Origin of the sequence: Neorhizobium sp. BT27B (genome assembly GCF_050455485.1) — a bacterium.
Taxonomy (GTDB): domain Bacteria; phylum Pseudomonadota; class Alphaproteobacteria; order Rhizobiales; family Rhizobiaceae; genus Neorhizobium.
On sequence record NZ_JBCIYT010000017.1, the window covers coordinates 54,184 to 74,976 of the forward strand.

General features: G+C 59.1%; 20 protein-coding genes. 12 read left to right on the forward strand and 8 right to left on the reverse strand.

All coding sequences use genetic code 11. The annotated features are described in order from the left end of the window. The first annotated feature begins 162 nt into the window (after positions 1 to 162). Complete coding sequence (locus AAIH70_RS28600; protein WP_430037343.1) at positions 163 to 741, forward strand: single-stranded DNA-binding protein; 579 nt, start codon at positions 163 to 165, stop codon at positions 739 to 741. Positions 742 to 807: 66 nt separating this feature from the next. On the opposite strand, the gene AAIH70_RS28605 is transcribed toward AAIH70_RS28600, so the two are convergent. After that, the gene (locus AAIH70_RS28605) at positions 808 to 1,437 is read right to left on the reverse strand and encodes a MarC family protein (RefSeq protein ID WP_132272469.1); all 630 of its coding nucleotides are present in this window, start codon (positions 1,435 to 1,437) and stop codon (positions 808 to 810) included. Between the two features lie 219 nt (positions 1,438 to 1,656). Between AAIH70_RS28605 and gyrA the strand changes: the two genes are divergently transcribed. Further along, positions 1,657 to 4,497 (forward strand): DNA gyrase subunit A, encoded by a 2,841-nt coding sequence (gene gyrA, locus AAIH70_RS28610; protein WP_132272470.1) that lies wholly within the window; start codon positions 1,657 to 1,659, stop codon positions 4,495 to 4,497. Between the two features lie 164 nt (positions 4,498 to 4,661). Here gyrA and AAIH70_RS28615 read toward each other — a convergent pair whose 3' ends face one another. Next, positions 4,662 to 4,790, reverse strand: a complete 129-nt coding sequence (locus AAIH70_RS28615; RefSeq protein WP_281033542.1) for a hypothetical protein — start codon at positions 4,788 to 4,790, stop codon at positions 4,662 to 4,664. A 32-nt stretch (positions 4,791 to 4,822) separates the two neighbouring features. Then, a complete protein-coding gene (locus AAIH70_RS28620) occupies positions 4,823 to 5,002 on the reverse strand; it encodes a hypothetical protein (protein WP_132272471.1) in 180 nt (59 codons plus the stop codon). Between the two features lie 405 nt (positions 5,003 to 5,407). On the opposite strand from AAIH70_RS28620, the gene coaD reads away from it, so the two are divergent. The 6 genes from coaD (at position 5,408) to AAIH70_RS28650 (ending at position 9,978) form a co-directional block, all read left to right on the forward strand. Continuing rightward, the gene (coaD, locus tag AAIH70_RS28625) at positions 5,408 to 5,902 is read left to right on the forward strand and encodes a pantetheine-phosphate adenylyltransferase (protein WP_132272589.1); all 495 of its coding nucleotides are present in this window, start codon (positions 5,408 to 5,410) and stop codon (positions 5,900 to 5,902) included. A 23-nt stretch (positions 5,903 to 5,925) separates the two neighbouring features. Beyond that, positions 5,926 to 6,498: a peptidylprolyl isomerase gene (locus tag AAIH70_RS28630; RefSeq protein WP_132272472.1), complete on the forward strand. Its 573-nt coding sequence runs from the start codon at positions 5,926 to 5,928 to the stop codon at positions 6,496 to 6,498. A 101-nt stretch (positions 6,499 to 6,599) separates the two neighbouring features. Then, positions 6,600 to 7,115 carry a peptidylprolyl isomerase gene (locus AAIH70_RS28635; RefSeq protein WP_132272473.1) on the forward strand — a complete coding sequence of 172 codons (516 nt, stop codon included), beginning with the start codon at positions 6,600 to 6,602 and terminating at the stop codon, positions 7,113 to 7,115. A gap of 77 nt (positions 7,116 to 7,192) precedes the next feature. Then, positions 7,193 to 8,281, forward strand: a complete 1,089-nt coding sequence (gene queA / locus AAIH70_RS28640; protein WP_132272474.1) for a tRNA preQ1(34) S-adenosylmethionine ribosyltransferase-isomerase QueA — start codon at positions 7,193 to 7,195, stop codon at positions 8,279 to 8,281. Continuing rightward, positions 8,278 to 9,408: a tRNA guanosine(34) transglycosylase Tgt gene (gene tgt, locus AAIH70_RS28645; RefSeq protein ID WP_132272475.1), complete on the forward strand. Its 1,131-nt coding sequence runs from the start codon at positions 8,278 to 8,280 to the stop codon at positions 9,406 to 9,408. Before queA ends, tgt begins: the two co-directional genes overlap by 4 nt. Positions 9,409 to 9,420: 12 nt before the next feature. Then, positions 9,421 to 9,978, forward strand: coding sequence for a regulatory protein RecX (locus AAIH70_RS28650; protein WP_245519056.1), 558 nt, complete (start codon positions 9,421 to 9,423; stop codon positions 9,976 to 9,978). A 288-nt stretch (positions 9,979 to 10,266) separates the two neighbouring features. On the opposite strand, the gene AAIH70_RS28655 is transcribed toward AAIH70_RS28650, so the two are convergent. Both AAIH70_RS28655 and AAIH70_RS28660 read right to left on the reverse strand, forming a co-directional pair. Beyond that, entirely contained in the window at positions 10,267 to 10,560 is a 294-nt protein-coding gene (locus tag AAIH70_RS28655; protein WP_132272476.1) for a GIY-YIG nuclease family protein, read from the reverse strand. An 89-nt stretch (positions 10,561 to 10,649) separates the two neighbouring features. Continuing rightward, entirely contained in the window at positions 10,650 to 11,075 is a 426-nt protein-coding gene (locus AAIH70_RS28660) for a DUF4864 domain-containing protein (protein ID WP_132272477.1), read from the reverse strand. Between the two features lie 191 nt (positions 11,076 to 11,266). Between AAIH70_RS28660 and AAIH70_RS28665 the strand changes: the two genes are divergently transcribed. Continuing rightward, the gene (locus AAIH70_RS28665) at positions 11,267 to 12,439 is read left to right on the forward strand and encodes an MFS transporter (RefSeq protein ID WP_132272478.1); all 1,173 of its coding nucleotides are present in this window, start codon (positions 11,267 to 11,269) and stop codon (positions 12,437 to 12,439) included. On the opposite strand, the gene AAIH70_RS28670 is transcribed toward AAIH70_RS28665, so the two are convergent. Beyond that, the gene (locus AAIH70_RS28670; RefSeq protein WP_132272479.1) at positions 12,428 to 14,401 is read right to left on the reverse strand and encodes a putative bifunctional diguanylate cyclase/phosphodiesterase; all 1,974 of its coding nucleotides are present in this window, start codon (positions 14,399 to 14,401) and stop codon (positions 12,428 to 12,430) included. The two genes, AAIH70_RS28665 and AAIH70_RS28670, sit on opposite strands and share 12 nt — an antisense overlap. A 278-nt stretch (positions 14,402 to 14,679) precedes the next feature. Between AAIH70_RS28670 and AAIH70_RS28675 the strand changes: the two genes are divergently transcribed. Further along, positions 14,680 to 15,723 (forward strand): class I SAM-dependent methyltransferase, encoded by a 1,044-nt coding sequence (locus AAIH70_RS28675; protein WP_132272480.1) that lies wholly within the window; start codon positions 14,680 to 14,682, stop codon positions 15,721 to 15,723. Between the two features lie 60 nt (positions 15,724 to 15,783). Here the strand turns inward: AAIH70_RS28675 and AAIH70_RS28680 are convergent, their stop codons facing one another. Together AAIH70_RS28680 and AAIH70_RS28685 are read right to left on the reverse strand one after the other, a co-directional pair. After that, positions 15,784 to 17,427: a Na+/H+ antiporter gene (locus AAIH70_RS28680; RefSeq protein WP_132272481.1), complete on the reverse strand. Its 1,644-nt coding sequence runs from the start codon at positions 17,425 to 17,427 to the stop codon at positions 15,784 to 15,786. Between the two features lie 366 nt (positions 17,428 to 17,793). Then, positions 17,794 to 18,885: a glycerol dehydrogenase gene (locus AAIH70_RS28685; RefSeq protein ID WP_132272482.1), complete on the reverse strand. Its 1,092-nt coding sequence runs from the start codon at positions 18,883 to 18,885 to the stop codon at positions 17,794 to 17,796. A gap of 314 nt (positions 18,886 to 19,199) precedes the next feature. Between AAIH70_RS28685 and AAIH70_RS28690 the strand changes: the two genes are divergently transcribed. Together AAIH70_RS28690 and AAIH70_RS28695 are read left to right on the forward strand one after the other, a co-directional pair. Next, a complete protein-coding gene (locus AAIH70_RS28690; RefSeq protein WP_430037354.1) occupies positions 19,200 to 20,360 on the forward strand; it encodes a tyrosine-type recombinase/integrase in 1,161 nt (386 codons plus the stop codon). 225 nt (positions 20,361 to 20,585) lie between these two features. Further along, positions 20,586 to 20,792 carry a helix-turn-helix transcriptional regulator gene (locus AAIH70_RS28695; RefSeq protein ID WP_430037357.1) on the forward strand — a complete coding sequence of 69 codons (207 nt, stop codon included), beginning with the start codon at positions 20,586 to 20,588 and terminating at the stop codon, positions 20,790 to 20,792. Position 20,793: the final 1 nt, after the last annotated feature.

The following is a 20,793-nucleotide window of genomic DNA, read 5'->3' on the forward strand; positions in this document are numbered from 1 at the left end:
AAGAACAATCTTCAGCCTGAAACAATCCGCCCATTTGGCGGCATTTCGGGAAATCGCTGTGGATTAAAGGATCGGAAGGGTCCCACCGGGCCGCGGCTATAGTCTATGGTGCCGGCATTGGATTTTTAAGCCGCGTCACGTGGCGTAGAAAGTGAGAATATCATGGCAGGTAGCGTCAACAAGGTGATCCTGATCGGAAACGTCGGCGCCGATCCCGAAATCCGCCGGACCCAGGACGGTCGTCCGATCGCCAATCTGCGCATCGCGACGTCTGAAAGCTGGCGTGATCGCAATTCCGGCGAGCGCAAGGAAAAGACCGAATGGCACAGCGTCGTCGTTTTTAACGAAGGTCTCTGCAAGGTCGTCGAACAGTATGTGAAGAAGGGCGCCAAGCTCTATATCGAAGGCGCACTGCAGACCCGCAAATGGCAGGACCAGCAGGGTGCGGATCGTTATTCGACGGAAATCGTGCTGCAGGGCTTCAACTCGACCCTGACCATGCTCGACGGCCGTGGCGGCGAAGGTGGTGGCGGCTTCGGTGGCGGTGGTGGTCGTGGCAGTTCCGCTGGCGGCAATGATTATGGCGGCGGCGGTGGCGACTTTGGTGGTGGTTACGGCGGTGGCGACGATTACGCCCGTCCGTCTTCCGGCGGCGGCAATCGTGGTGGTGGCCATCCTTCCGGCGGCAATGCTGGCGGCGGCGGTTTCTCGCGAGACCTGGACGACGATATCCCGTTCTGATCAAGAAGGCGCCGCGAGGCGCCTTTTTTCATGTCGGTAAGGGCTGAAAAGAAAACGCCCAAACCTTCAAAGATTGAAGGCCGAGCGGATGCCATCGACGGCAAACTGCACCGATAGTGCCGCCAGGATGACGCCGAGCAGGCGGGTCAGCAGTGCACGGCCGGTGACGCCGAGAAAACGATCGAGGGCAGGGGCGATCATCAGTGCGGCAAACACGGCCAGCATGGCGACACCGATGACACCGATAAGGATGGCGCGCTCCAGCGGCGCGTGAAAACTGCCGGCCAGAAGCACGGTCGCGGAAATGGCACCAGGTCCGGAAATCAGCGGCAAAGCCAGCGGAAAGATCGCGAGATTTCGGATGTGATCGACCGTCAGCGCGGTTTCCGAGGTCTTTTCCTTGCGGTCGTTGCGGCGCTCGAAAATCATCTCGAAGGCGATCCAGAACAGAAGCAGGCCACCGGCGATGCGGAAAGCCCCCATGGAAATGCCGAGAAAACCCAGCAGTTGCGCGCCGACAAGCGCAAAGCCTGCCAGGATGCCGAAAGCCGTGACTGTGCCAAGCATGGCGACGTGGCGGCGCTGCGCTGCATCCATGCCGACCGTCAGCCCGACGAACAGCGGGGCGAGCCCCGGCGGATCGAGCGTGACAAGCAGCGTCGTCAGTGCGTTCAGGATCGTGTCGATCGTTACCATCTAAAGCCTTGTTCCTGCATGCTTGCCGTAAACCTGAAAGCTTGTTAGGACAGCCGCAGCCCGGAGAAAACCCCATTTGCGGACGATCTCCACAAACGACGATGGCTACGGCTGTCGATATGTCGTAAAAGCCTGTTCACAACAGGTTCCAAAATTGGCGTTGGCGGTCGCCTTCCGCTATAAAAACGTCAACTGATTCCGAACAGGATCCTAACCGATTTGACTGATCAAAGCACACCCGGCGGCGGAAAGCTGCCACCAGGCATCGAACCCATTTCGATCATGGAGGAAATGCAGCGGTCCTACCTCGATTACGCGATGAGCGTTATCGTCAGCCGCGCGCTTCCCGACGTCCGCGACGGCCTCAAGCCGGTGCATCGCCGTATCCTCTACGGGATGAACGAGCTGGGGCTCGACTGGAACAAGAAATACGTCAAGAGCGCCCGCGTGACCGGTGACGTGATGGGTAAATACCATCCGCATGGTGACTCTGCGATCTATGACGCATTGGCCCGTATGGCGCAGGACTGGTCGTTGCGCATGCCGCTGATCGACGGTCAGGGCAATTTTGGTTCGATCGACGGTGATCCGCCGGCCGCCCAGCGTTATACAGAGTGCCGTCTGGAGAAGGTCGCGCATGCGCTTCTCGACGACCTCGACAAGGAAACCGTCGATTTCCGTGACAACTACGACGGCACCATGTCGGAGCCGGTCGTGGTCCCGGCGAAGTTCCCGAACCTGCTGGTCAATGGCGCAGGCGGCATCGCCGTCGGCATGGCGACAAACATTCCGCCGCACAATCTCGTTGAAGTCATCAATGGCTGTATCGCGCTGATTGATAACCCGGCGATCGAACTGCCGGAAATGATGGAAATCATTCCGGGTCCCGACTTCCCGACCGGCGCCATGATCCTCGGCAAGAACGGCATCCGTTCGGCCTACGAAACCGGCCGTGGCTCGGTAATGATGCGTGGCCTTGCCACCATCGAACCGATGCGCGGTGATCGCGAACAGATCATCATCACCGAAGTTCCCTATCAGGTGAACAAGTCGACGATGATCGAAAAGATGGCCGAACTGGTCAAGGACAAGCGCGTCGAGGGCATTTCCGACCTGCGCGACGAATCCGACCGCCAGGGTTACCGCGTCGTCATCGAGCTGAAGCGCGATGCCAATGCGGATGTCATCCTCAACCAGCTCTACCGTTACACGCCACTGCAGACGTCGTTCGGCTGCAACATGGTGGCGCTCAACGGCGGCAAGCCGGAGCAGATGATCCTGCTCGACATGCTGCGCGCTTTCGTTTCCTTCCGCGAGGAAGTCGTCAGCCGCCGCACGAAATATCTTCTGCGCAAGGCACGTGAACGCGCCCATATCTTGGTCGGCCTCGCGATTGCGGTTGCCAATATCGACGAAGTCATCGCACTGATCCGTCGCGCGCCCGATCCGGCGACCGCCCGCGAACAGCTGATGACCCGCCGCTGGCCGGCCCATGACGTCGAGCCGCTGATCCGCCTGATCGATGATCCGCGCCACAGGATCAACGAGGACGCGACCTACAATCTTTCCGAAGAGCAGGCCCGCGCCATTCTCGAACTGCGTCTGGCCCGCCTGACCGCACTCGGCCGCGATGAAATCGCCGACGAGTTGAACAAGATCGGCGCCGAGATCAGTGATTATCTCGACATCCTGTCTTCGCGCGTTCGCATCCAGACCATCGTGAAGGGCGAGCTTGCTGCCGTTCGTGACGAGTTTGGCACACCGCGCCGCACGCAGATCATGGATGCCGGCCTCGACATGGACGATGAAGACCTCATCGCCCGTGAAGACATGGTCGTCACTGTTTCGCATCTCGGCTATATCAAGCGCGTGCCGCTGGCGACCTATCGCGCCCAGCGTCGCGGCGGCAAGGGCCGTTCCGGCATGGCGACACGCGACGAGGATTTCGTCTCGCGTCTGTTCGTGGTCAACACGCATACACCGGTTCTGTTCTTCTCCTCGCGTGGCATCGTCTACAAGGAAAAGGTCTACCGCCTGCCGATCGGCACGCCGCAGTCTCGCGGCAAGGCTTTGATCAACATGCTGCCGCTGGAATCCGGCGAACGCATCACCACGATCATGCCGCTGCCCGAGGACGAGGCGACCTGGGAAAACCTCGACGTGATGTTCGCGACGACGCGCGGTACGGTTCGCCGTAACAAGCTGTCCGACTTCGTTCAGGTCAACCGCAACGGCAAGATCGCCATGAAGCTCGAGGAAGAGGGCGACGAAATCCTCTCCGTCGAGACCTGCACGGCACCGAACGAAGATCTCGGCATTCCGGGCGATGATGTTCTGCTGACGACCGCGCTCGGTCAGGCGATCCGCTTCCCGGTCGATGAAGTGCGCGTGTTTGCCGGCCGTAACTCGATCGGTGTGCGCGGCATCAATCTGGCCGATGGCGACCGCATCATTTCGATGACGATCGTCGGCCACGTCAATGCCGAGCCCTGGGAGCGCGCCGCCTATCTGAAGCGTTCTGCCGCCGAACGTCGCGCCGCCGGTGTCGATGAAGAGGATATCGCTCTCGTTGGCGAGGAAGTGGTGGAAGAAGGACAGCTGTCCGACGAACGCTACGAATACCTCAAGGCACACGAACAGTTCGTTCTGACCGTTTCCGAAAAGGGTTTTGGCAAGCGTTCTTCGTCCTACGACTTCCGTACATCGGGTCGTGGGGGCAAGGGCATACGCGCCACCGACACCTCGAAGACTTCGGAAATCGGCGAGCAGGTTGCCGTCTTCCCGATTGAGGACAAGGACCAGATCATGCTCGTCACCGACGGCGGCGTGCTGATCCGCGTACCGGTCGATGGCATTCGTATCGCCAGCCGCGCCACCAAGGGCGTCACCATCTTCTCCACCGGCAAGGGCGAGAAGGTCGTATCGGTCGAGCGCATCAGCGAGCCGGAAGGTGAAGAGGAAGAAGGCGACTTGCCGGGTGAAGTTACCACCGAAGCAGGCGCCATAGCTGAGACGCCGGAAGGCGGCGCCCCAGAGGGCGACGCACCGAGCGAAGAATAAGACGCAAAAGGCCGGGAGAGATCCCGGCCTTTTTCTTTTATGTTTCATCGAGTGATTGTGTAGACTCCGCACCATTCAGGATTAGTGACGCAAACATTCAGGACTGAAGACGCAAAAAAGCCGGGTGAAAATTTCACCCGGCTTTTTGTTCAGAATTGGTGGCCTCAGAATGCCCTGTGGCGGCGGGCAAAATCCTCGATATCCTCACGCTCTCTGCGGAGCTCGGCAATCGAGGACATGACTGTGGCAACAAACATGGTGCTGATCAGCCCGGCAAGAATGGTCATCGTCAAGAACATCTCATACCTTTCCGGGCCTAAAGGCCTCAGTAGTAGGAGACGCCCTGGTAAGTGCCGGTCATCTCCGTGTAATTGGTCGCAGTCGTGTCGGACTTGTCGTTGTAAAGAGTGACAGTTGCAGTCATCATGACTGCGATCATGGCGGTCCACACAACGCTGATCATGGTGATCTTGTCGGGCATTGCCGAATTTCTCTTCGCAAACATCTCCGAATTCCTTCTTTTATGTAAACATGCAATGAGCATGCTGGTTCCGCATTGAGGGATTTTTAATACTCCCCCTCTGAAGCCTCCCTGAAGAGGCCGTTCATCTGGCGTTCAGGATTCAAATCCCTCTGGCGTCATCCATGTCCACGGTGAGGACGAGTTCAGCCAGAAGCGAGAGGCCGATGGCGGTGACGACGAGAACAACCAGCATGTTTTTACTCCTGCGGCAGGACTTCGGGACCGTTCCATCCGTCTCTGCAGGATCGATAAAAACATGGGGCGCCTGAAACCCTCTTGAACAGCGTGTTCATTTACCGTTCAGGCGCTGGCCGCCTTGCGAATGGCGGCCGTCCGTGACAAAAGGCGGTGACTTTTATGGCTGTAAAACCCAAAACCGCGGGCACGATGACCACTGCTTTTTACCCGGGATCTTTCGATCCGATGACCAACGGGCATCTCGATGTGCTTGTGCAGGCGCTCAATGTCGCCGGCACGGTCATCGTGGGTATCGGCGTGCATCCGGGCAAGACGCCGCTGTTCAGCTTCGAGGAGAGGGCGGAGCTGATCCGCCGATCTCTGAGCGATGCGCTGCCGCAAAAGGCCGAAAATGTTTCCGTCGTGAGTTTTGACGGTCTGGTCATCAACGCTGCACGCGCGCATGGCGCAAGCCTGTTGATCCGTGGCCTGCGTGACGGCACGGATTTCGACTATGAAATGCAGATGGCCGGGATGAATGCACAGATGGCACCCGATGTGCAGACAGTTTTCCTGCCGGCAGCCATTGCCTCGCGGCCCATAACCGCCACATTGGTTCGACAAATCGCCTCGATGGGCGGCGACGTCAGCACATTCGTGCCGGCTGCCGTCCACGACGCGCTGACTACCAAGCTGAAACGCTGATCGTTTATCAAACGGAGCCCAGGATGAAACTGCTTCACCTTGCCCTTGCCGGCGCCATGATGGCCGCTTCCTTTACTGCCCCGGCCTTTGCCGCGAGCAATGCCAACACCATGACCATCCAGTTGAAGGACGGTCCGGTTGTCGTGCAACTGATGCCGGAACTGGCCCCGAAACACGTTGCCCAGATCAAGGCGCTGGCCGCCAAGGGTGAATATGACAATGTCGTTTTCCACCGCGTGATCGATGGCTTCATGGCCCAGACCGGTGACGTTCAGTTCGGCAAGCAGGGAGGCAAAAGCTTTGCCCCGGCGCGTGCCGGCATGGGCGGTTCGGACCTGCCGGATATCCCGGCCGAATTTTCGCGCACGCCGTTCGAACGTGGCGTGGTCGGCATGGCCCGCTCGCAGAGCCCGAACTCGGCCAACTCACAATTCTTCATCATGTTCACCAAATACCCAAGCCTGGACGGCCAGTACACGGTCGTCGGCAAGGTCGTGTCCGGCATGGAAAATGTCGACAAGATCAAGAAGGGTGCCGGCAGCAATGGCGAGGTTTCCGACCCCGACCGCATGCTGAAGGTCACTGTTGGTCAGTAATCTGGCGGCCAGCAATCTGACTGCAGACAATACCGCCGCCGGGTTTCCGGCAGCAGACAATCCGGGCGAAAGCCCCAAGCTAAAACACCAAGGAGAATACCATGGCTGAGATCAAAGATCCGGAAAACACCCTTATCGTCGAAACCACCAAGGGCAAGGTCCTCATCCAGCTTCTGCCGGACCTCGCGCCTGAGCATGTTGCACGCATCAAGGAACTGGCCCGCGAAAAGGCCTATGACGGCGTTGTTTTCCACCGCGTCATTCCTGACTTCATGGCCCAGACGGGCGACGTCAAGTTCGGCAAGAAGGGCGGCGAAAGCTTCAACCCGTCGCGCGCCGGCATGGGCGGCTCTGAAAAGCCGGACCTGAAGGCTGAATTCTCGGCTGTTCCGCACGTGCGCGGCACCTGCTCGATGGCCCGTTCGCAGAACCCGAACTCGGCCAACTCGCAGTTCTTCATCTGCTTCACCGACGCTCCCTGGCTGAACAAGCAGTATTCCGTCTGGGGTCAGGTCATCGAAGGCATGGACTTCATCGACCAGATCAAGAAGGGCGAGCCTGTTCAGGACCCGGATTCGATCGTTTCGATCCGCGTTGCAGCCGACGCTGCAGCCTGATTTTTCATTCATAAGCAGACCAGAAACGCCCCGGCAACGGATCGGGGCGTTTCGCTTTTTCTGAAAGGCCCCGGACGGTGCGTGTAGACCTGTTCGACTTCGATCTCCCCGATGACAATATCGCATTGCGGCCCGCCAATCCGCGTGACAGCGCACGGTTGCTCGTCGTCAAGCCGGGTAACGAACCCGAACTTGCCGATCACGTGGTGCGTGATCTCGTGGATTTTCTGAAACCCGGCGATGCGCTGGTTTTCAACGACACAAAAGTCATCCCGGCGCAGCTGGAAGGCATTCGCCACCGTGACGGTGCGGGCGGCCAGCAGGTGTCGGCGACGCTGCACATGCGCACCGAACCGGACGTCTGGAAGGCCTTTGCCAAGCCGGGAAAACGCATCAAGGTTGGCGATCGCATCGAATTCGGCAAATCCGACGCCAATACCTGCCTGATCGGTTCGCTGATGGCGACGGTCGAGGATAAGGGCGAGGGCGGCGAAGTAACCCTGCGCTTCGATCTCTCCGGCCCGGCGCTCGACGAAGCGATCATGGGGTCCGGCCACATCCCCCTGCCGCCATACATCGCCGCCAAACGGCCCGAGGACGAGCAGGACCGAAAGGACTACCAGACCATCTATGCGCGCGAGGAGGGTGCTGTTGCGGCCCCGACCGCCGGCCTGCATTTCACCCCCGATCTGTTTGCGCGTCTCGACGCTGCAGGGATCGAACGCCATTTCGTGACGCTGCATGTCGGCGCCGGCACGTTTCTGCCGGTCAAGGCCGACGATACCGACGACCACAAGATGCACCTTGAGATCGGCCATGTCAGCGCTGAGACCGCAGAAGCCTTGAATGCCGTGAAGGCGAGGGGCGGGCGCATCGTCTGTGTCGGCACGACTTCGCTCAGGTTGATCGAGAGTGCCGCTTCTGACGACGGCCTCATCCATCCCTGGAGCGATGCCACGGGCATCTTCATCACGCCGGGTTACCGTTTCAAGGCGGTCGATCTGCTGATGACCAATTTCCACCTGCCGAAATCGACGCTGATGATGCTGGTCTCCGCCTTTGCGGGCCTTGAGACCATGCAGCGCGCTTATGCCCACGCGATCGATACCGGCTACCGTTTCTATTCCTATGGCGATTCCAGCCTGCTGCACCGGATGCCCCGATGACCGAAAACTTTCAATTCACCCTGAAAAAGACCGATGCCGGCGCGCGTCTCGGCGAAGTGTCGATGCCCAGAGGCACGATCCGCACCCCGGCCTTCATGCCGGTCGGCACTGTCGGCACCGTCAAGGCGATGTATCTCGATCAGGTGAAGGATACCGGTGCCGACATCATTCTCGGCAATACCTATCACCTGATGCTGCGGCCCGGTGCGGAGCGCGTCGCCCGCCTCGGCGGCCTGCACAAGCTGATCCGCTGGGACGGCCCGATCCTCACCGATTCGGGCGGGTTTCAGGTCATGTCGCTTTCGGGTCTGCGCAAGCTGGATGAGCAGGGCGTGACCTTCAAGAGCCATGTCGACGGTTCGCTGCACCACATGTCGCCGGAACGCTCGATCGAGATCCAGGGCCTGCTCGGTTCCGACATCCAGATGCAGCTCGACGAATGCGTGGCGCTGCCGGCCGAACCGAAGGAAATCGAACGGGCGATGGAAATGTCGCTGCGCTGGGCGGAACGCTGCCGCGTTGCTTTCGGCGAACAGCCGGGCAAGGCGATGTTCGGTATCGTGCAGGGTGGTGATATTCCGGCTCTGCGTGTCCGTTCCGCCGAAGGCCTGAAGCAGTTGGACCTCAAGGGCTATGCGGTCGGTGGTCTTGCAGTCGGCGAGCCGCAGGACGTGATGCTGTCCATGCTGGAAACCACACTGCCGGTTCTGCCGACCGAAAAGCCGCGTTACCTGATGGGCGTCGGCACACCGGACGACATTCTGAAATCCGTGGCGCGCGGCATCGACATGTTCGACTGCGTCATGCCGACCCGTTCCGGCCGTCATGGTCTGGCCTTTACCCGCCGTGGCCGCGTCAACATCCGCAATGCCCGCCATGCGGAAGACATGCGCCCGCTCGACGAGGAATCGAGCTGCCCGGCGGCGCGTGACTATTCGCGCGCCTACCTGCACCACCTTGTCCGCTCCGACGAGGCGCTGGGCGGCATGCTGCTCTCGTGGAACAATCTTCACTATTATCAGGACCTGATGAAGGGCATCCGTCAGTCTATCGCCGAGGGCCGGTTTGAGGATTTTTATGCGGAAACGCAGGAAGCCTGGGCCAAGGGCGATATCGACAAGCTCTGAGGTTTTTCGGCGATGAGCGGCGAGGACGAACAGGATCAACCGGTCGGCGTCACGCCGCGCATGCTGTCATGGGCCAAGAACTCCACCCTCTACCGACTGTCGCGCCGGATGATGTCGGAACGCGAACTGTCCGACGCCATCAAGCGCAAGGCCAGGCAGAAGTTCGAGGATATTTCCGAAGAACATCTGCAGGTTCTGGCGACAACTGCGCTCGAATTCGGCCAGACGCTGGGCGCGCTCAATGACCAGAATTATGCAGAGACGAAGGTTCGCTCCGGCGTGCGCAGCGGTCGTTCAAAGCGGATGATCCAGCGCAAGCTGCAGGAGAAAGGCATCGATTCGGAGACGGCATCGATCGCGCTCGAAGACGCCGACGATGTTCGTGCGGCCCTTGCCTATGCTCGCAAGCGTGGTTTCGGCCCCTATCGGCGCGGCGAGGCGGACGAAAAGCGGACACTCAAGGAACTGTCGTCCATGGCACGGCAAGGGTTCAGCCTGGAACTCTGCCGTCGGGTCATCGGGCTGGACAGGGACGAGGCCGAGGAGATGTTGGCGGACAGCAGCTTCTGAGTATTTCCGTCGCCGGTGCGTCGCTCCGATCATGTTGCAGACTCCGTCCTTGGTAACATTCAAAAACTCCCGGAGCTTTGCGGGTGTGTGCTCTCTTCTCTGCGTCATTCCTGTGCTCGTCACAGGAATCCAGCCACCACGCGTCTGCGTGGTGAAAGAACTCTTCTTCGCTTTGCCGTTCGCGAGTCTAGCGCGCCGCAGACGCGGCGCTACTGGATTCCTGTGACAAGCACAGGAATGACGGTGGAGAGGAAACGCCAAGACGCGAAATCAGCCGCTTTGATCTGATCACAAGCCATGCAGATAGTTGGCGATATCCTCCCAGTCCGGATTCATCGTCTCGATCAAATTGAGCTTCCACGCTCGCGGCCACTTCTTGATCGTCTTTTCCCGACGGATGGCATCTACGATCAGATCATGTTCCTCGAACCAGACAAGTGTCTTCACACCATAACGACTGGTGAAGCCCGGTGTCAGCTCATTCTGATGATCATATAATCGTCCCGGCAGGTCGCTGGTCATGCCGGTATAGAGCGTTCCGTTACGCCTTGATGCCAGAATGTAGACATAGCCTTTGCGCATGCACGGTATAATGACAAAACTGAAAATACAGGCAATGATTGAATTTCAGAATTTTACACCCGAATTCACAAGTACCCGTCTTGGCAAACCTAAATCCCGGTACTAGCCGTGTTCTTCAGCATGCGCACGCCGTTCACCTTGTAGCTGCCGTCATCCATCAGCCGCATCTCGTAGATCGCCGTCCAGTCCTTGCCGCCGGGGCCGGTGATCATCACCTCCTGCAAAACCAGTTCGCCGCCGCCGACGAGCTTTGAGCGGCCGAAGGCATAGTTTCCGGCGTGAAAAATCGCCTCGTAGTTCTTTTGAACCATGGCAAAGAAACGTTTTTCATCCGGGAAAAGCCCGCGAATGCCGGGGGCGGCGAAGGAATAGGCCTTGCCCGCATCCTGCGCCTTCATGGCGGCAATCTGTTCGCTGATGATCGCCTGCGCGTCAGCTACGGGGTCCTCGGCAAAGGCCGGGGCGAGGGATGAAAGGAGGGCACACACTGCAACAAGCATGGATCGAACGTGCATCGGCTTTCTCCAGTGACAGGAGGTCAGGCTAGCGCTATTTCAGAAAAGGTGAAGATGCGCAGGCAAAGATTCCTGTGCTGATCCGGCTATCACCTGCCGTTTGCGTATGGCAGCCCTGCCAAGCCGCTGTCTTGCCGTGTTCATCTTGCGATGCGAATACGGTCAAAAATACTGATTCCCGGAATGATGACATGACCACGCTCGCGCCTCCCGCGCTGATCTTCTTCTGCAATTCGATCCTGTTCGTTTCGCTGTTCACCCGCCTGCCTGCCATTCAAGCCGGCCTTGGCGTCGACAAGGCGGTTCTGGGCCTGTCACTATTGGGAGCGCCGATCGGCACGCTGGTGGCGCTGTCTGTGGCCGGGCGCATCACCGAACGGCTGACGCCACGGATTACCGCGACCCTGTTTCTGGCACTGTGCGCGGTCATCATGCCGCTGATCACCATCGCCCCGATCATGCCGTTCTTCCTGCTGTTCATCGTCTACGGTTTTCTGCGCACCATCATGGATGTCGCTACCAACATGATTGCCACGGGTACGGAGAGGCGCACCGGCGTAAAAGTGCTGTCGCGCAGCCATGGCTTCTGGTCCGTCGGCCTGCTGCTGGGATCGCTGGCATCCGGTTTCGTGGCGGCGAGGGAGGTCTCCCCGTTCATTCACCAGTCGGTGGCCTCGGCTCTGGTTCTGGTCGCCTGCTTGATCATTCTGCGCATCACGCCAAAGGATAGTTCCGCCCCCGAAACAAGGCCGGATGCGAAACGATCGACGATTTTCGTGCTGCCCGACCGCACCATTCTTCTGGTCTGCGTCATGGTGTTCGGCATCTGCATCACCGAAGGCGCGATCTACGACTGGGGTATCTTTTTCCTGCAGGAACGCGCCGGCGCGGATGCGGCGACGGCCGGCATCATCTATGCGAGCTTCACGCTTGGCATGGGCCTGACACGGCTCTGCGGCGATTGGTTACGGCAGCGTTACGGTACGATGACGCTGGTGCGTGGTTCGGCGCTGATGGTGATTGCCGGCCTGTGCGGAATGCTGGTCACACCCGGCCTGTTGCTGACAGGCGTGGCGTTCTTCGTCATCGGCTGCGGCATTGCGCTCGGTTACCCGCTGGCGGTGGCAACCACGATCGAACGCGGCAAGGGCGCGCCTGCCGACAATCTGGCAGCACTGGCGCTGACCTTGATGCTTTCGACGATCGGCGTGCCGCCGGTGCTTGGTTTCGTTGCCGAAACTTTTGGGCTTTTGGCGAGCTTTGCACTGCTTTTACCGTTCGCGGCGCTGAGCTTTTTCATGGCGCCGGTTTCGCAAGGGGCGAAACCGGGTTTTCGTCCGGGCTGGCGTCGCTCAGCGCGATAGGGCACGCGGGACGGCGGCGGTTCTTGCCGCGGCGACCGGTCGGCCGACATGATAGCCTTGCGCAAAATCGATATTCATGTCGCGCAGGCACTGCAACTGCTCTTCCGTTTCCACGCCTTCGACAAGGATGTTGGGACCGCGGTGGCGCACCAGATCGACTATATCGCCGAGCATGATACGGCCGCGTTCGGTGTCGATGTCGTGCAGGAAGGAGCGGTCGATCTTGACGGTATCGAAATCGATCAGACGCAGCCATGACAGACCGGCAAAGCCGGTGCCAAAATCGTCGAGCCAGATGCGGATGCCGAGCGTCTTCAGGTCGCTGATGCAGCGCAGCACGTCGGAATGGATTTCCATATCGAGACCTTCGGTGATCTCGAAGGCCAGCCGATTGCCGGAAACGCCCGTTTCGCCAAGGATAGCCGCGACGCTTGCCGCAAAGCCCGGCGTGCGCAACTGGATCGGCGAGACGTTGACGCTGACGACATCCGCCTGGTTGGACACCAGCATTTCGCGGCAGACGGTGCGGATCGACCATTTGCCCAGTTCGAGAATGATGCCGGTGCGTTCGGCAATGGGGATGAACAGGGTCGGCGAGATATTGTCGCCGTCCAGCGTCTTTAGGCGCATCAGCGCTTCGGCGGCGTCCTGCCTGCCGGTCTTCAGATCCACCAGCGGCTGGTAGACCATCGACACGAGGTTCTGGTTGATCGCCAGTTTCAGCAGCGCGGCGATATTTTCGCTCTCGTCGCTGGTATGCGGATCGCTCGGATCGAACACGCGGGCGCAGTTGCGGCCATGCGCCTTGGCGCTGTAAAGCGCCCGGTCGGCCTCGTGGATCATCTTTTCCAGCTTGGCGCCGATATGGTCACGCGTGAAGGCGGCACCGACGCTGACGGTGACGATGGCAGTGCCGTCACGTCGCTCGACATGCGGGACACCGAGGCTTTCGATCGTCGCGCGGATTTTTTCCGCAAGCGCTGCCACATCGGCGCGGCTGTCGACACGGGCAAGGACGATGAATTCTTCGCCGCCGTAACGGCCAATCGAACCGCCAAGCGGCTCCACTGCCTCGCGGATGGTATTGGCAACGGTGATCAGGCAGTGGTCGCCCTGGATATGGCCATAGCCATCATTGTATTTCTTGAAGAAGTCGACATCGACCAGCATGGCGGCAAAACCGCGGCCTGCGCCCTGCCATTCATTCCAATAGGTGCGCAGCCGCTGATCGACGGCACGGCGGTTATCGAGACCGGTCAGATAATCGGTGTTGGACATGCGCAGCAGGGCAACACCGCGCTCGTTGGCCTCGGTCTGGCGCAGCTTTGCCTCATGCGCATTCAGGAAGACGTGGTAGCGCTCCACATTCAGCTTCCAGTTCACATAGGAGGTGAACACGAAGCAGGAGAGATAGAATGTGGTGAAGGCGAAGGCATAGGCGCTGTCGAGCGGGAAGAAGAATATCAGCGATGCCAGGAAGGACGCGAGAATGGCCCCTGACGACACGATCGACAGCAGGAAGGGGAAATTGAAGAAGAGGTTGGCACCCATCATGAAGATGGCGCCAAAAATCATGTAATAGGACAGGCTCTCGGCATGGGTGGTGTGCAGGGCCGGTACCAGCCATGCCGCATAGGCCACCACCAGCGCTACCGCGCTCGTGCGGTCCAGCCAGCGCGCATGCACCTTCAGCATGATCAGCAGTTCGAGCACGGCAAGCGACAACACCGAAACGAGCAGGCGCGCGACAGCGGTCTGCATCGCTACGTCAGGGATCATCAGGAAGTCCGTCGCCGAATATCCGAGATAAGACAGGACGGCGATCCACAGCCCCTTGCGGGTGGCGGTGGCGCGCGCCTTTTCGTCGGCTTCCCGGTAAAGCGCACGCAACTCCAACGACGTCGGTCGCTCCAGCGACTTCTGAAGATCAGTTTCAATGGCGTCGGCAAATGTGTGCTTCATGCACTGTCCTATAAACTTGGTCCATTTCGGAAATTGCGAATTTCCTAACAGAACCTTCGGTGAGCCGGCAGATCCGTTCCGCCATGCAGCTCACATCCCGTAAATTTACGGGTAAGGCACTTAACTTTTCTTGAATCTTCAATGGTCAAGACGACCAATGTGCCAGTCATGGATTTCGATAGTTAATCATTAATGCAGATCTATGGTGCGTTTTTAGATGTATCGTGTTTGATTGAGGTCGTTAATAATTCATTCACGTTAGCAGTGGGGTATGTCACGTGAACCAAATCAAATTGCAATTCGACGGCCACAGTCTCATCACACCAAAACAGATTGCCGATGAGATGTCGGTGGAAAAGGCAGAGGATTTCGATCGCCAGTTCGCCGTGGGGAAGGGCGAACTATCGATTCTGCTGGAGCTTGCTCGCCAGCAGTTCGAAAAGAACGACAATCCGACCGCCATCATTGATCGCGTCACGCTCTCCCTGCACGAGCTGCGTGGCAAGCTGCATCAGAGCGTTTGGCAGGACCTCGTTCCGTTCATCCAGAACCATCCCGTCGCCGCCTATTTCCTCGAAGACCCGCTGACACGCTGGTCGTGGGACAAGCCGCGCGGTTACTCCGGCGATGCCAGCCTGCTCGATCTCATCTATCGCCACGACTGCGTTTCGGACATGATTGCCGGTGCCTCCGAGCGCGGCCGGGCACTGTTCGAATATACCAGCACCGCACCATCCTCGCAGGCCAACTGGGACCGCCGCGATATTCTGGCACGCTTCGTTGATGAAGTGGCGGCAGAGAAGGGGCCTGAAACGGAAGTGCTCAGCATTGCCGCCGGCCATCTTCGCGAGGTCGAATGCTCGCAGGCGGCCAAGAATGGCGGCTTGAAGCGGTATGTGGCGCTTGATCAGGATCCGGTCAGCATCGGCACCATTACCCGCGATTACGCCAAAATGGGCGTCGAAGCGATCGATGGCTCGGTCCGCCAGGTTCTGGCAAAGCGTATCGATCCGGGTCAGTTCGATCTCGTCTATGCGTCCGGTCTTTACGATTATCTGGTCGACAAGGTGGCCATCAAGCTTACCCAGCGTGCGCTGGACATGCTGAAGCCGGGCGGCACATTCCTGTTTGCCAACTATTCCTACCCGATTGTCGTGGACGGTTACATCGAGACCTTCATGAACTGGCAGTTGCTGCTGCGCTCGGAAGCCGACATGTGGAACATCATCCACGCATGCTCGGAAGGTGGCGACTACGAGACCAGCGTGTTCTTCGGCAAGAACCGCAACATCGTCTATGGCGTCATGAAGCGTAAAGACTGATTTCCGGGGCGGGCAGGGAAGCTTGCCCGCCATCTGCATCTGTCCGCCGCGACGTCCTGCTCACGTTGCGGCGGTCAGCCTTGCCTCGGTCAGATCGATATCACGCACGATTTTTCGCGCGGTCTCCTCCCGAATCTTGCGCGCACGCACCATTCTGAAAATCTGTTCGCGTTCGGCGCGCGCGGCGGCCAGCCGCAAGACCCGCTCGATCTCCTCGAGTTTTCGCACCTGATTTCCTTCGTCTTCCGTCTTCGAGCGGCCATCGATACGCTGGCGGTAAAGCTCCATCAGGCGGGCACCGACATCGGAATAGAGATCCGCATCATTTCGGCCTTCACCCATGCGGTGCTGGGTTGCCTCGATCGCCTTGATGGCTGCTTCGGCCGCCGCGATACGGGCTTCGTCCTCCTCGCGCTGATGTGACGGCTCCGGCGGCAGTTCGAGGTTTTTCAAGAGGAACGGCAGGCCGACGCTTGCGGCAACCAGCGAAACGATGATCACCCCAGCGGCCAGAAAGATGACCAGATCGCGGGCAGGGAAGGGCGAGCCGTCATCCAGCGCCAGCGGCAGGGTCAGAATACCGGCAAGCGTGATGGCGCCGCGCACACCGGCAAGCGACATCGCAACAACCAGCCGCCAGCTGGGCTTGCGGATCACCTGGCCCTTGCGAGCGGCTTTGAACAGCGTAAAACGCAGCGACACCCAGACCCAGGTGAGGCGCAACACAGCCAGCGCGACATTGATGGCGACCACATAAAATACCAGCCAGATCGGATGCAAATGGCCTGTCTCGCTGACAACCTTGGCGGCACCGGAAATGATGCCCGGCAACTGTTCGCCCAGCAGTACGAAGATGATGCCGTTCATGGTGAATTGCACCGTGTCCCAGACGGCGGCGCGGCGCACACGCGTGACGGCCAGTACCTTGCCGCGAACCTCTTCATAACTCATGGCGATGCCGGCAGCGACGGCGGCGAGAATACCGGAGCAATGCAGGTGTTCGGCGGCAAGATAGGCGCCGAATGGAATGAGGATACTGATGAGGATCTGCGCTCCAGTTTCCTCGCCGAGCTTTCGCGAGACGAGATCCTTGAAGCGGGTGACGGCGAGCGTCACGGCAAGGCCGATGGCAACGCCTCCCAGTGCCACATAAAGGAAGGTCAGAACCGCATCGCCGGCCGAAAACGTGCCACTCACGGTCGCTGCCACCGCAAAACGCATGCAGACGAGGCCGGACGCATCGTTGAGCAGCGATTCACCTTCGAGAATGTGCATCAGCCGCTTGGGGATCGGCACGCGGGCGGAAATGGCGGAAACTGCGATCGGATCGGTGGGCGACAGGATGGCGGCGAGTGCGAACGCGACCGACAGCGGAATGGCAGGCACCAGCCAATGGACAAAAAAGCCGATACCGAGCACGGTAAAAACGACAAGTCCGAGCGCCAGTTCCAGAATGGTGCCGCGGTCGTGAAACAGGCCTTCCTTGGGAATGCGCCAGCCATCCAGAAACAATAGCGGCGGCAGGAAAAGCAGGAAAAACAGGGTCGGGTCGAGGGTGACGGCAGAGCCGGTGGCGACCGCGATCAGCGCGCCAAGCGCGATCTGCACCAGCGGCAAAGGAATGGCGACAGGCGACAGGCGCGCCAACATGCCGCTCACCACGACAGCCAGCAGCAGGAACAGTGAGATCGTCACGCCATCCATCGATAGAACCTTTCAAAATGCCTGATTATGCCGCGAGGCACCGCCATCCTTACCGCCCGCAATGCGCAGCGGAGATTGGCCGTTTTCCTTTGCGAAAGCCGCAAGGCGGCGTGTCGCTTATGGCCTCTCAGGGTCACTTGATCAACCGCAAGGCTTGAAAACTCATCAAAAATCAGCGCATCACGACCGCGGCAAGACATGTTTTTCTGCCGTAAAAACAGATATTTCAGCACGACGGGACATGTACGAGGGTAGGGTGGTCGCGCCCTCCTCTGGCCTGATAACGTTCGCCAGAAACACGTATGGGCGCCGAGTGGCGCCCATATCTCTTTTCTGCCGAAACAACATCAGGCCGTCTACTGCCGATTACACAGCCTGGCTGAGCGCATCGACAGCCAGAATGGCATCGGCGACTTCCTGGGCGGTGAAATCGGAACGCAGATTTCTCAGCGTATCGGCCTCGCTATTGGCGAGTTCACCGACCTTCAGCAGGTCTTCGCGGCTGACACCTTCCAGATGCAGTTCCTGCAGCGTCGTCGGCATGCCGATCAGGCGATAGAACTCGATATACTCGGCGATTTCTTCGTCCGGGCGCTGTTCGAGAACCATATGGGCGAGGGTGCCGTAGGCGACCTTTTCGCCATGCGTCAGGTTGTGGATTTCGCCGTGCAGCGCGGTAAAGCCGTTGTGAATGGCATGCGCACCGGCAAGACCGCCATTTTCGAAACCGAGACCGGAGAGAAGCGTCGACGCTTCAACGACGGCCTCGACGGCCGGTGTCACCAGCTTCTGCTGGACGGCCTTGTAGGCACTGAAACCATAGGTGAGCAGCGTCTTTTCGCAGGCTTCGGCAATCGCCATGCCGGCAATCGAGGAGGCGCCACCGACCATGGTCTTGGCATTGGAACGCTGCACGGCAAGCGCCTCGACATAGGTAGCAAGGCCGTCGGCGATGCCGGATGCGAACAGACGCGCGGGCGCCTGCGCGCAGATCCAGGTATCGACCAGAACCAGATCCGGGTTCTTCGAATAGAAGCGGTATTCCTCGAACACGCCTTCGTCGGAATAGATGACGGAGAGCGCGCTGCAGGGCGCATCGGTGGATGCGATGGTCGGCACGATGACCACGGGCTGCTTCAACTCGTCGGCGACGGCCTTGACGGTATCGAGCGTCTTGCCGCCACCGAGACCGACCACGACCTTGGATCCGGCCTTGCGCGCCGCATCTGCCAGTCGCTTGATCTCGTTGACAGAAGCTTCGCCGGCGAAACCTTCGCGGGTAAACTGCGTCTTGCCGGTAACGGAAGCCTCGACCTGAGCGCCGATCAGACCCCAGACGATATCGTCGGACACGAGGAAGGCATTGTCGCCAAATTCCGCCAGATAGGTCCCGAGTTCCGCAATCACGCCACTGCCCTGAACATAGCGACCCGGTGATGCAAAAATACGTTTCGTCATCTGTCTCTTCCAATCTTGTTTATCGATAAAACAACAATCGGAATATCGGCCCGGCACCATGTCATCTCAATGACATAGCGCAAAGTTGATGGCATTCTGTCGCCGCGCTCGCTCCGCACGAGCTACGCGGCGGACCGGGCTTTAACCGCCGCCGGTTTCATAATTGCCCACTTTATTTCAACGTCTGGGAAAACATTTGGCGGAAGAGGTGTCCGCTTGTTTCCGTAAGCTATTGAAATTGGGGCGTTTTGCGCTTGTAAAAACTCATATTTTCCGTATTTTTCATGCTGCGGTTATGGCAACGGGAAATGGATATGGCGCGCTTCAAGCTCACGGAAACGAAGATAAAGAAGCTCGATAAGGCTGGCATCTACAGTGACGGCGACGGACTTTTCATCCGCGTAAGGGCGGGCGGCTCCAAGCAGTGGTTTTTCATCTATAAGCGCGGCGGAAAGCGGACGGAAATTGGCTTGGGCGGCTATGGTCAAGGTACGGCCCCAGTCTCGTTAGAGCTTGCCCGTGAAAAGGCCGATGCAATTCGGGACCGGTTGGCACGCGGCGAAGACCTTCAGAAACGCGTCACGTTCTTGGACCTGATGGAAGACGTTATCGAGAAGAAAGAGGCTGAGTCCAAAAACGACAAGCACAAAGCCCAGTGGCGTATGACGCTTGAAACCTACGCCAAACCGCTACACGACTTGCCCATAGCCAGTATCACTCGCGATGACGTTGTGAAAACCCTCAAGCCAATTTGGACGGAGAAGCCGGAGACTGCCGACCGAACTCGTATGCGCATTGCGGCAGTCATCGACCATGCCAAGGCCCGCAACCTGTTCACCGGTGACAACCCCGCCGACTGGCGTGGCGGTCTGAAAGAATTGCTGCCTGCCCGCAATAAGCTCTCACGGGGGCATCATGAGGCGGTCGAATACAAGGCGCTACCCGCTGTCATCGCATCCCTTCGCGAAGCTGCCGGAATATCCGCCCGTGCGGCTGAGTTTGCCTGCCTGACCGCCGTACGCTCTGGCGAGGTCCGTGGTGCCGTCTGGTCAGAAATCGACATGGAAGCCGCTATCTGGACTATACCGGCAGAGCGCATGAAGGCTGGGCGCGAACACCGCGTCCCTCTAGCTGATCGCGCCATTGAAATCCTAAAGGCTCGCGAGCAAGCGGCTACTGGCGATCTGGTTTTCGAAGGTGAGAGCGAAGGCAAGGCAATTTCTGATACGGCCATGGTGAAGGCACTGCGGGCGGCATCTGGAGGCACGGAAACGCTGCATGGCCTGCGATCCAGCTTTAGAGATTGGGCGGGTGACGCTACGCACCATCCGCGAGACATTATAGAAGCTGCTTTGGCGCATACACTCAAGGATAAGACTGAGGCGGCTTACCGGCGTTCTGATGCCCTTGATAAACGACGAGTCTTGATGGTCGAATGGGCGAACTACTGTGCAAGCGGAAAAAAATCCAAGTAGTGCAAAAACAGCGTTGACACTGAACGGCAGGAGGAGCATATGTTGCATAACAGCAACAGGCCGATGACTGCACCCCGTAAGTCCTGTTCAGTAGCCGCCCGCTTGGGCAACCCAAAACACTGTAAAATTTGAGCCTACCCAACGTGCGTGTTCGCGCTCGGATATCCGTTCGCGTTGTCGCACCCTTCGTATGAGGAATTACACAGAAACCAGACAGGAGGACCAATGACCGCAGAGATTACACCGTCGCGCTTGATGTCGCCCAATGAAGCGAGCTTCGCCACGACGATGAGCAAAACCCTTCTCGCCAAGATGGCCAAGGAAGGTGCATTCCCGCCGCCGCTTTTGATCGGCGTGAAGCGGATCGCATATGTCAGAGCAGAAGTTGAAGGCTGGATCGAGACGCGTATCGCCGCCCGCACTGCCCACTGAG

Excerpts from the sequence above, each read along its gene's own strand:
- tgt (WP_132272475.1), top strand. The coding sequence starts at position 8,278 with ATGACCGAAAACTTTCAATTCACCCTGAAAAAGACCGATGCCGGCGCG.
- AAIH70_RS28690 (WP_430037354.1), top strand. The coding sequence starts at position 19,200 with ATGGCGCGCTTCAAGCTCACGGAAACGAAGATAAAGAAGCTCGATAAG.
- AAIH70_RS28605 (WP_132272469.1), bottom strand. The coding sequence starts at position 1,437 with ATGGTAACGATCGACACGATCCTGAACGCACTGACGACGCTGCTTGTC.
- AAIH70_RS28650 (WP_245519056.1), top strand. The coding sequence starts at position 9,421 with ATGAGCGGCGAGGACGAACAGGATCAACCGGTCGGCGTCACGCCGCGC.
- AAIH70_RS28600 (WP_430037343.1), top strand. The coding sequence starts at position 163 with ATGGCAGGTAGCGTCAACAAGGTGATCCTGATCGGAAACGTCGGCGCC.
- AAIH70_RS28655 (WP_132272476.1), bottom strand. The coding sequence starts at position 10,560 with ATGCGCAAAGGCTATGTCTACATTCTGGCATCAAGGCGTAACGGAACG.
- AAIH70_RS28665 (WP_132272478.1), top strand. The coding sequence starts at position 11,267 with ATGACCACGCTCGCGCCTCCCGCGCTGATCTTCTTCTGCAATTCGATC.
- AAIH70_RS28630 (WP_132272472.1), top strand. The coding sequence starts at position 5,926 with ATGAAACTGCTTCACCTTGCCCTTGCCGGCGCCATGATGGCCGCTTCC.
- AAIH70_RS28635 (WP_132272473.1), top strand. The coding sequence starts at position 6,600 with ATGGCTGAGATCAAAGATCCGGAAAACACCCTTATCGTCGAAACCACC.
- AAIH70_RS28685 (WP_132272482.1), bottom strand. The coding sequence starts at position 18,885 with ATGACGAAACGTATTTTTGCATCACCGGGTCGCTATGTTCAGGGCAGT.
- AAIH70_RS28695 (WP_430037357.1), top strand. The coding sequence starts at position 20,586 with ATGACCGCAGAGATTACACCGTCGCGCTTGATGTCGCCCAATGAAGCG.
- coaD (WP_132272589.1), top strand. The coding sequence starts at position 5,408 with ATGACCACTGCTTTTTACCCGGGATCTTTCGATCCGATGACCAACGGG.
- AAIH70_RS28670 (WP_132272479.1), bottom strand. The coding sequence starts at position 14,401 with ATGAAGCACACATTTGCCGACGCCATTGAAACTGATCTTCAGAAGTCG.
- AAIH70_RS28660 (WP_132272477.1), bottom strand. The coding sequence starts at position 11,075 with ATGCACGTTCGATCCATGCTTGTTGCAGTGTGTGCCCTCCTTTCATCC.
- AAIH70_RS28680 (WP_132272481.1), bottom strand. The coding sequence starts at position 17,427 with ATGGATGGCGTGACGATCTCACTGTTCCTGCTGCTGGCTGTCGTGGTG.
- AAIH70_RS28620 (WP_132272471.1), bottom strand. The coding sequence starts at position 5,002 with ATGTTTGCGAAGAGAAATTCGGCAATGCCCGACAAGATCACCATGATC.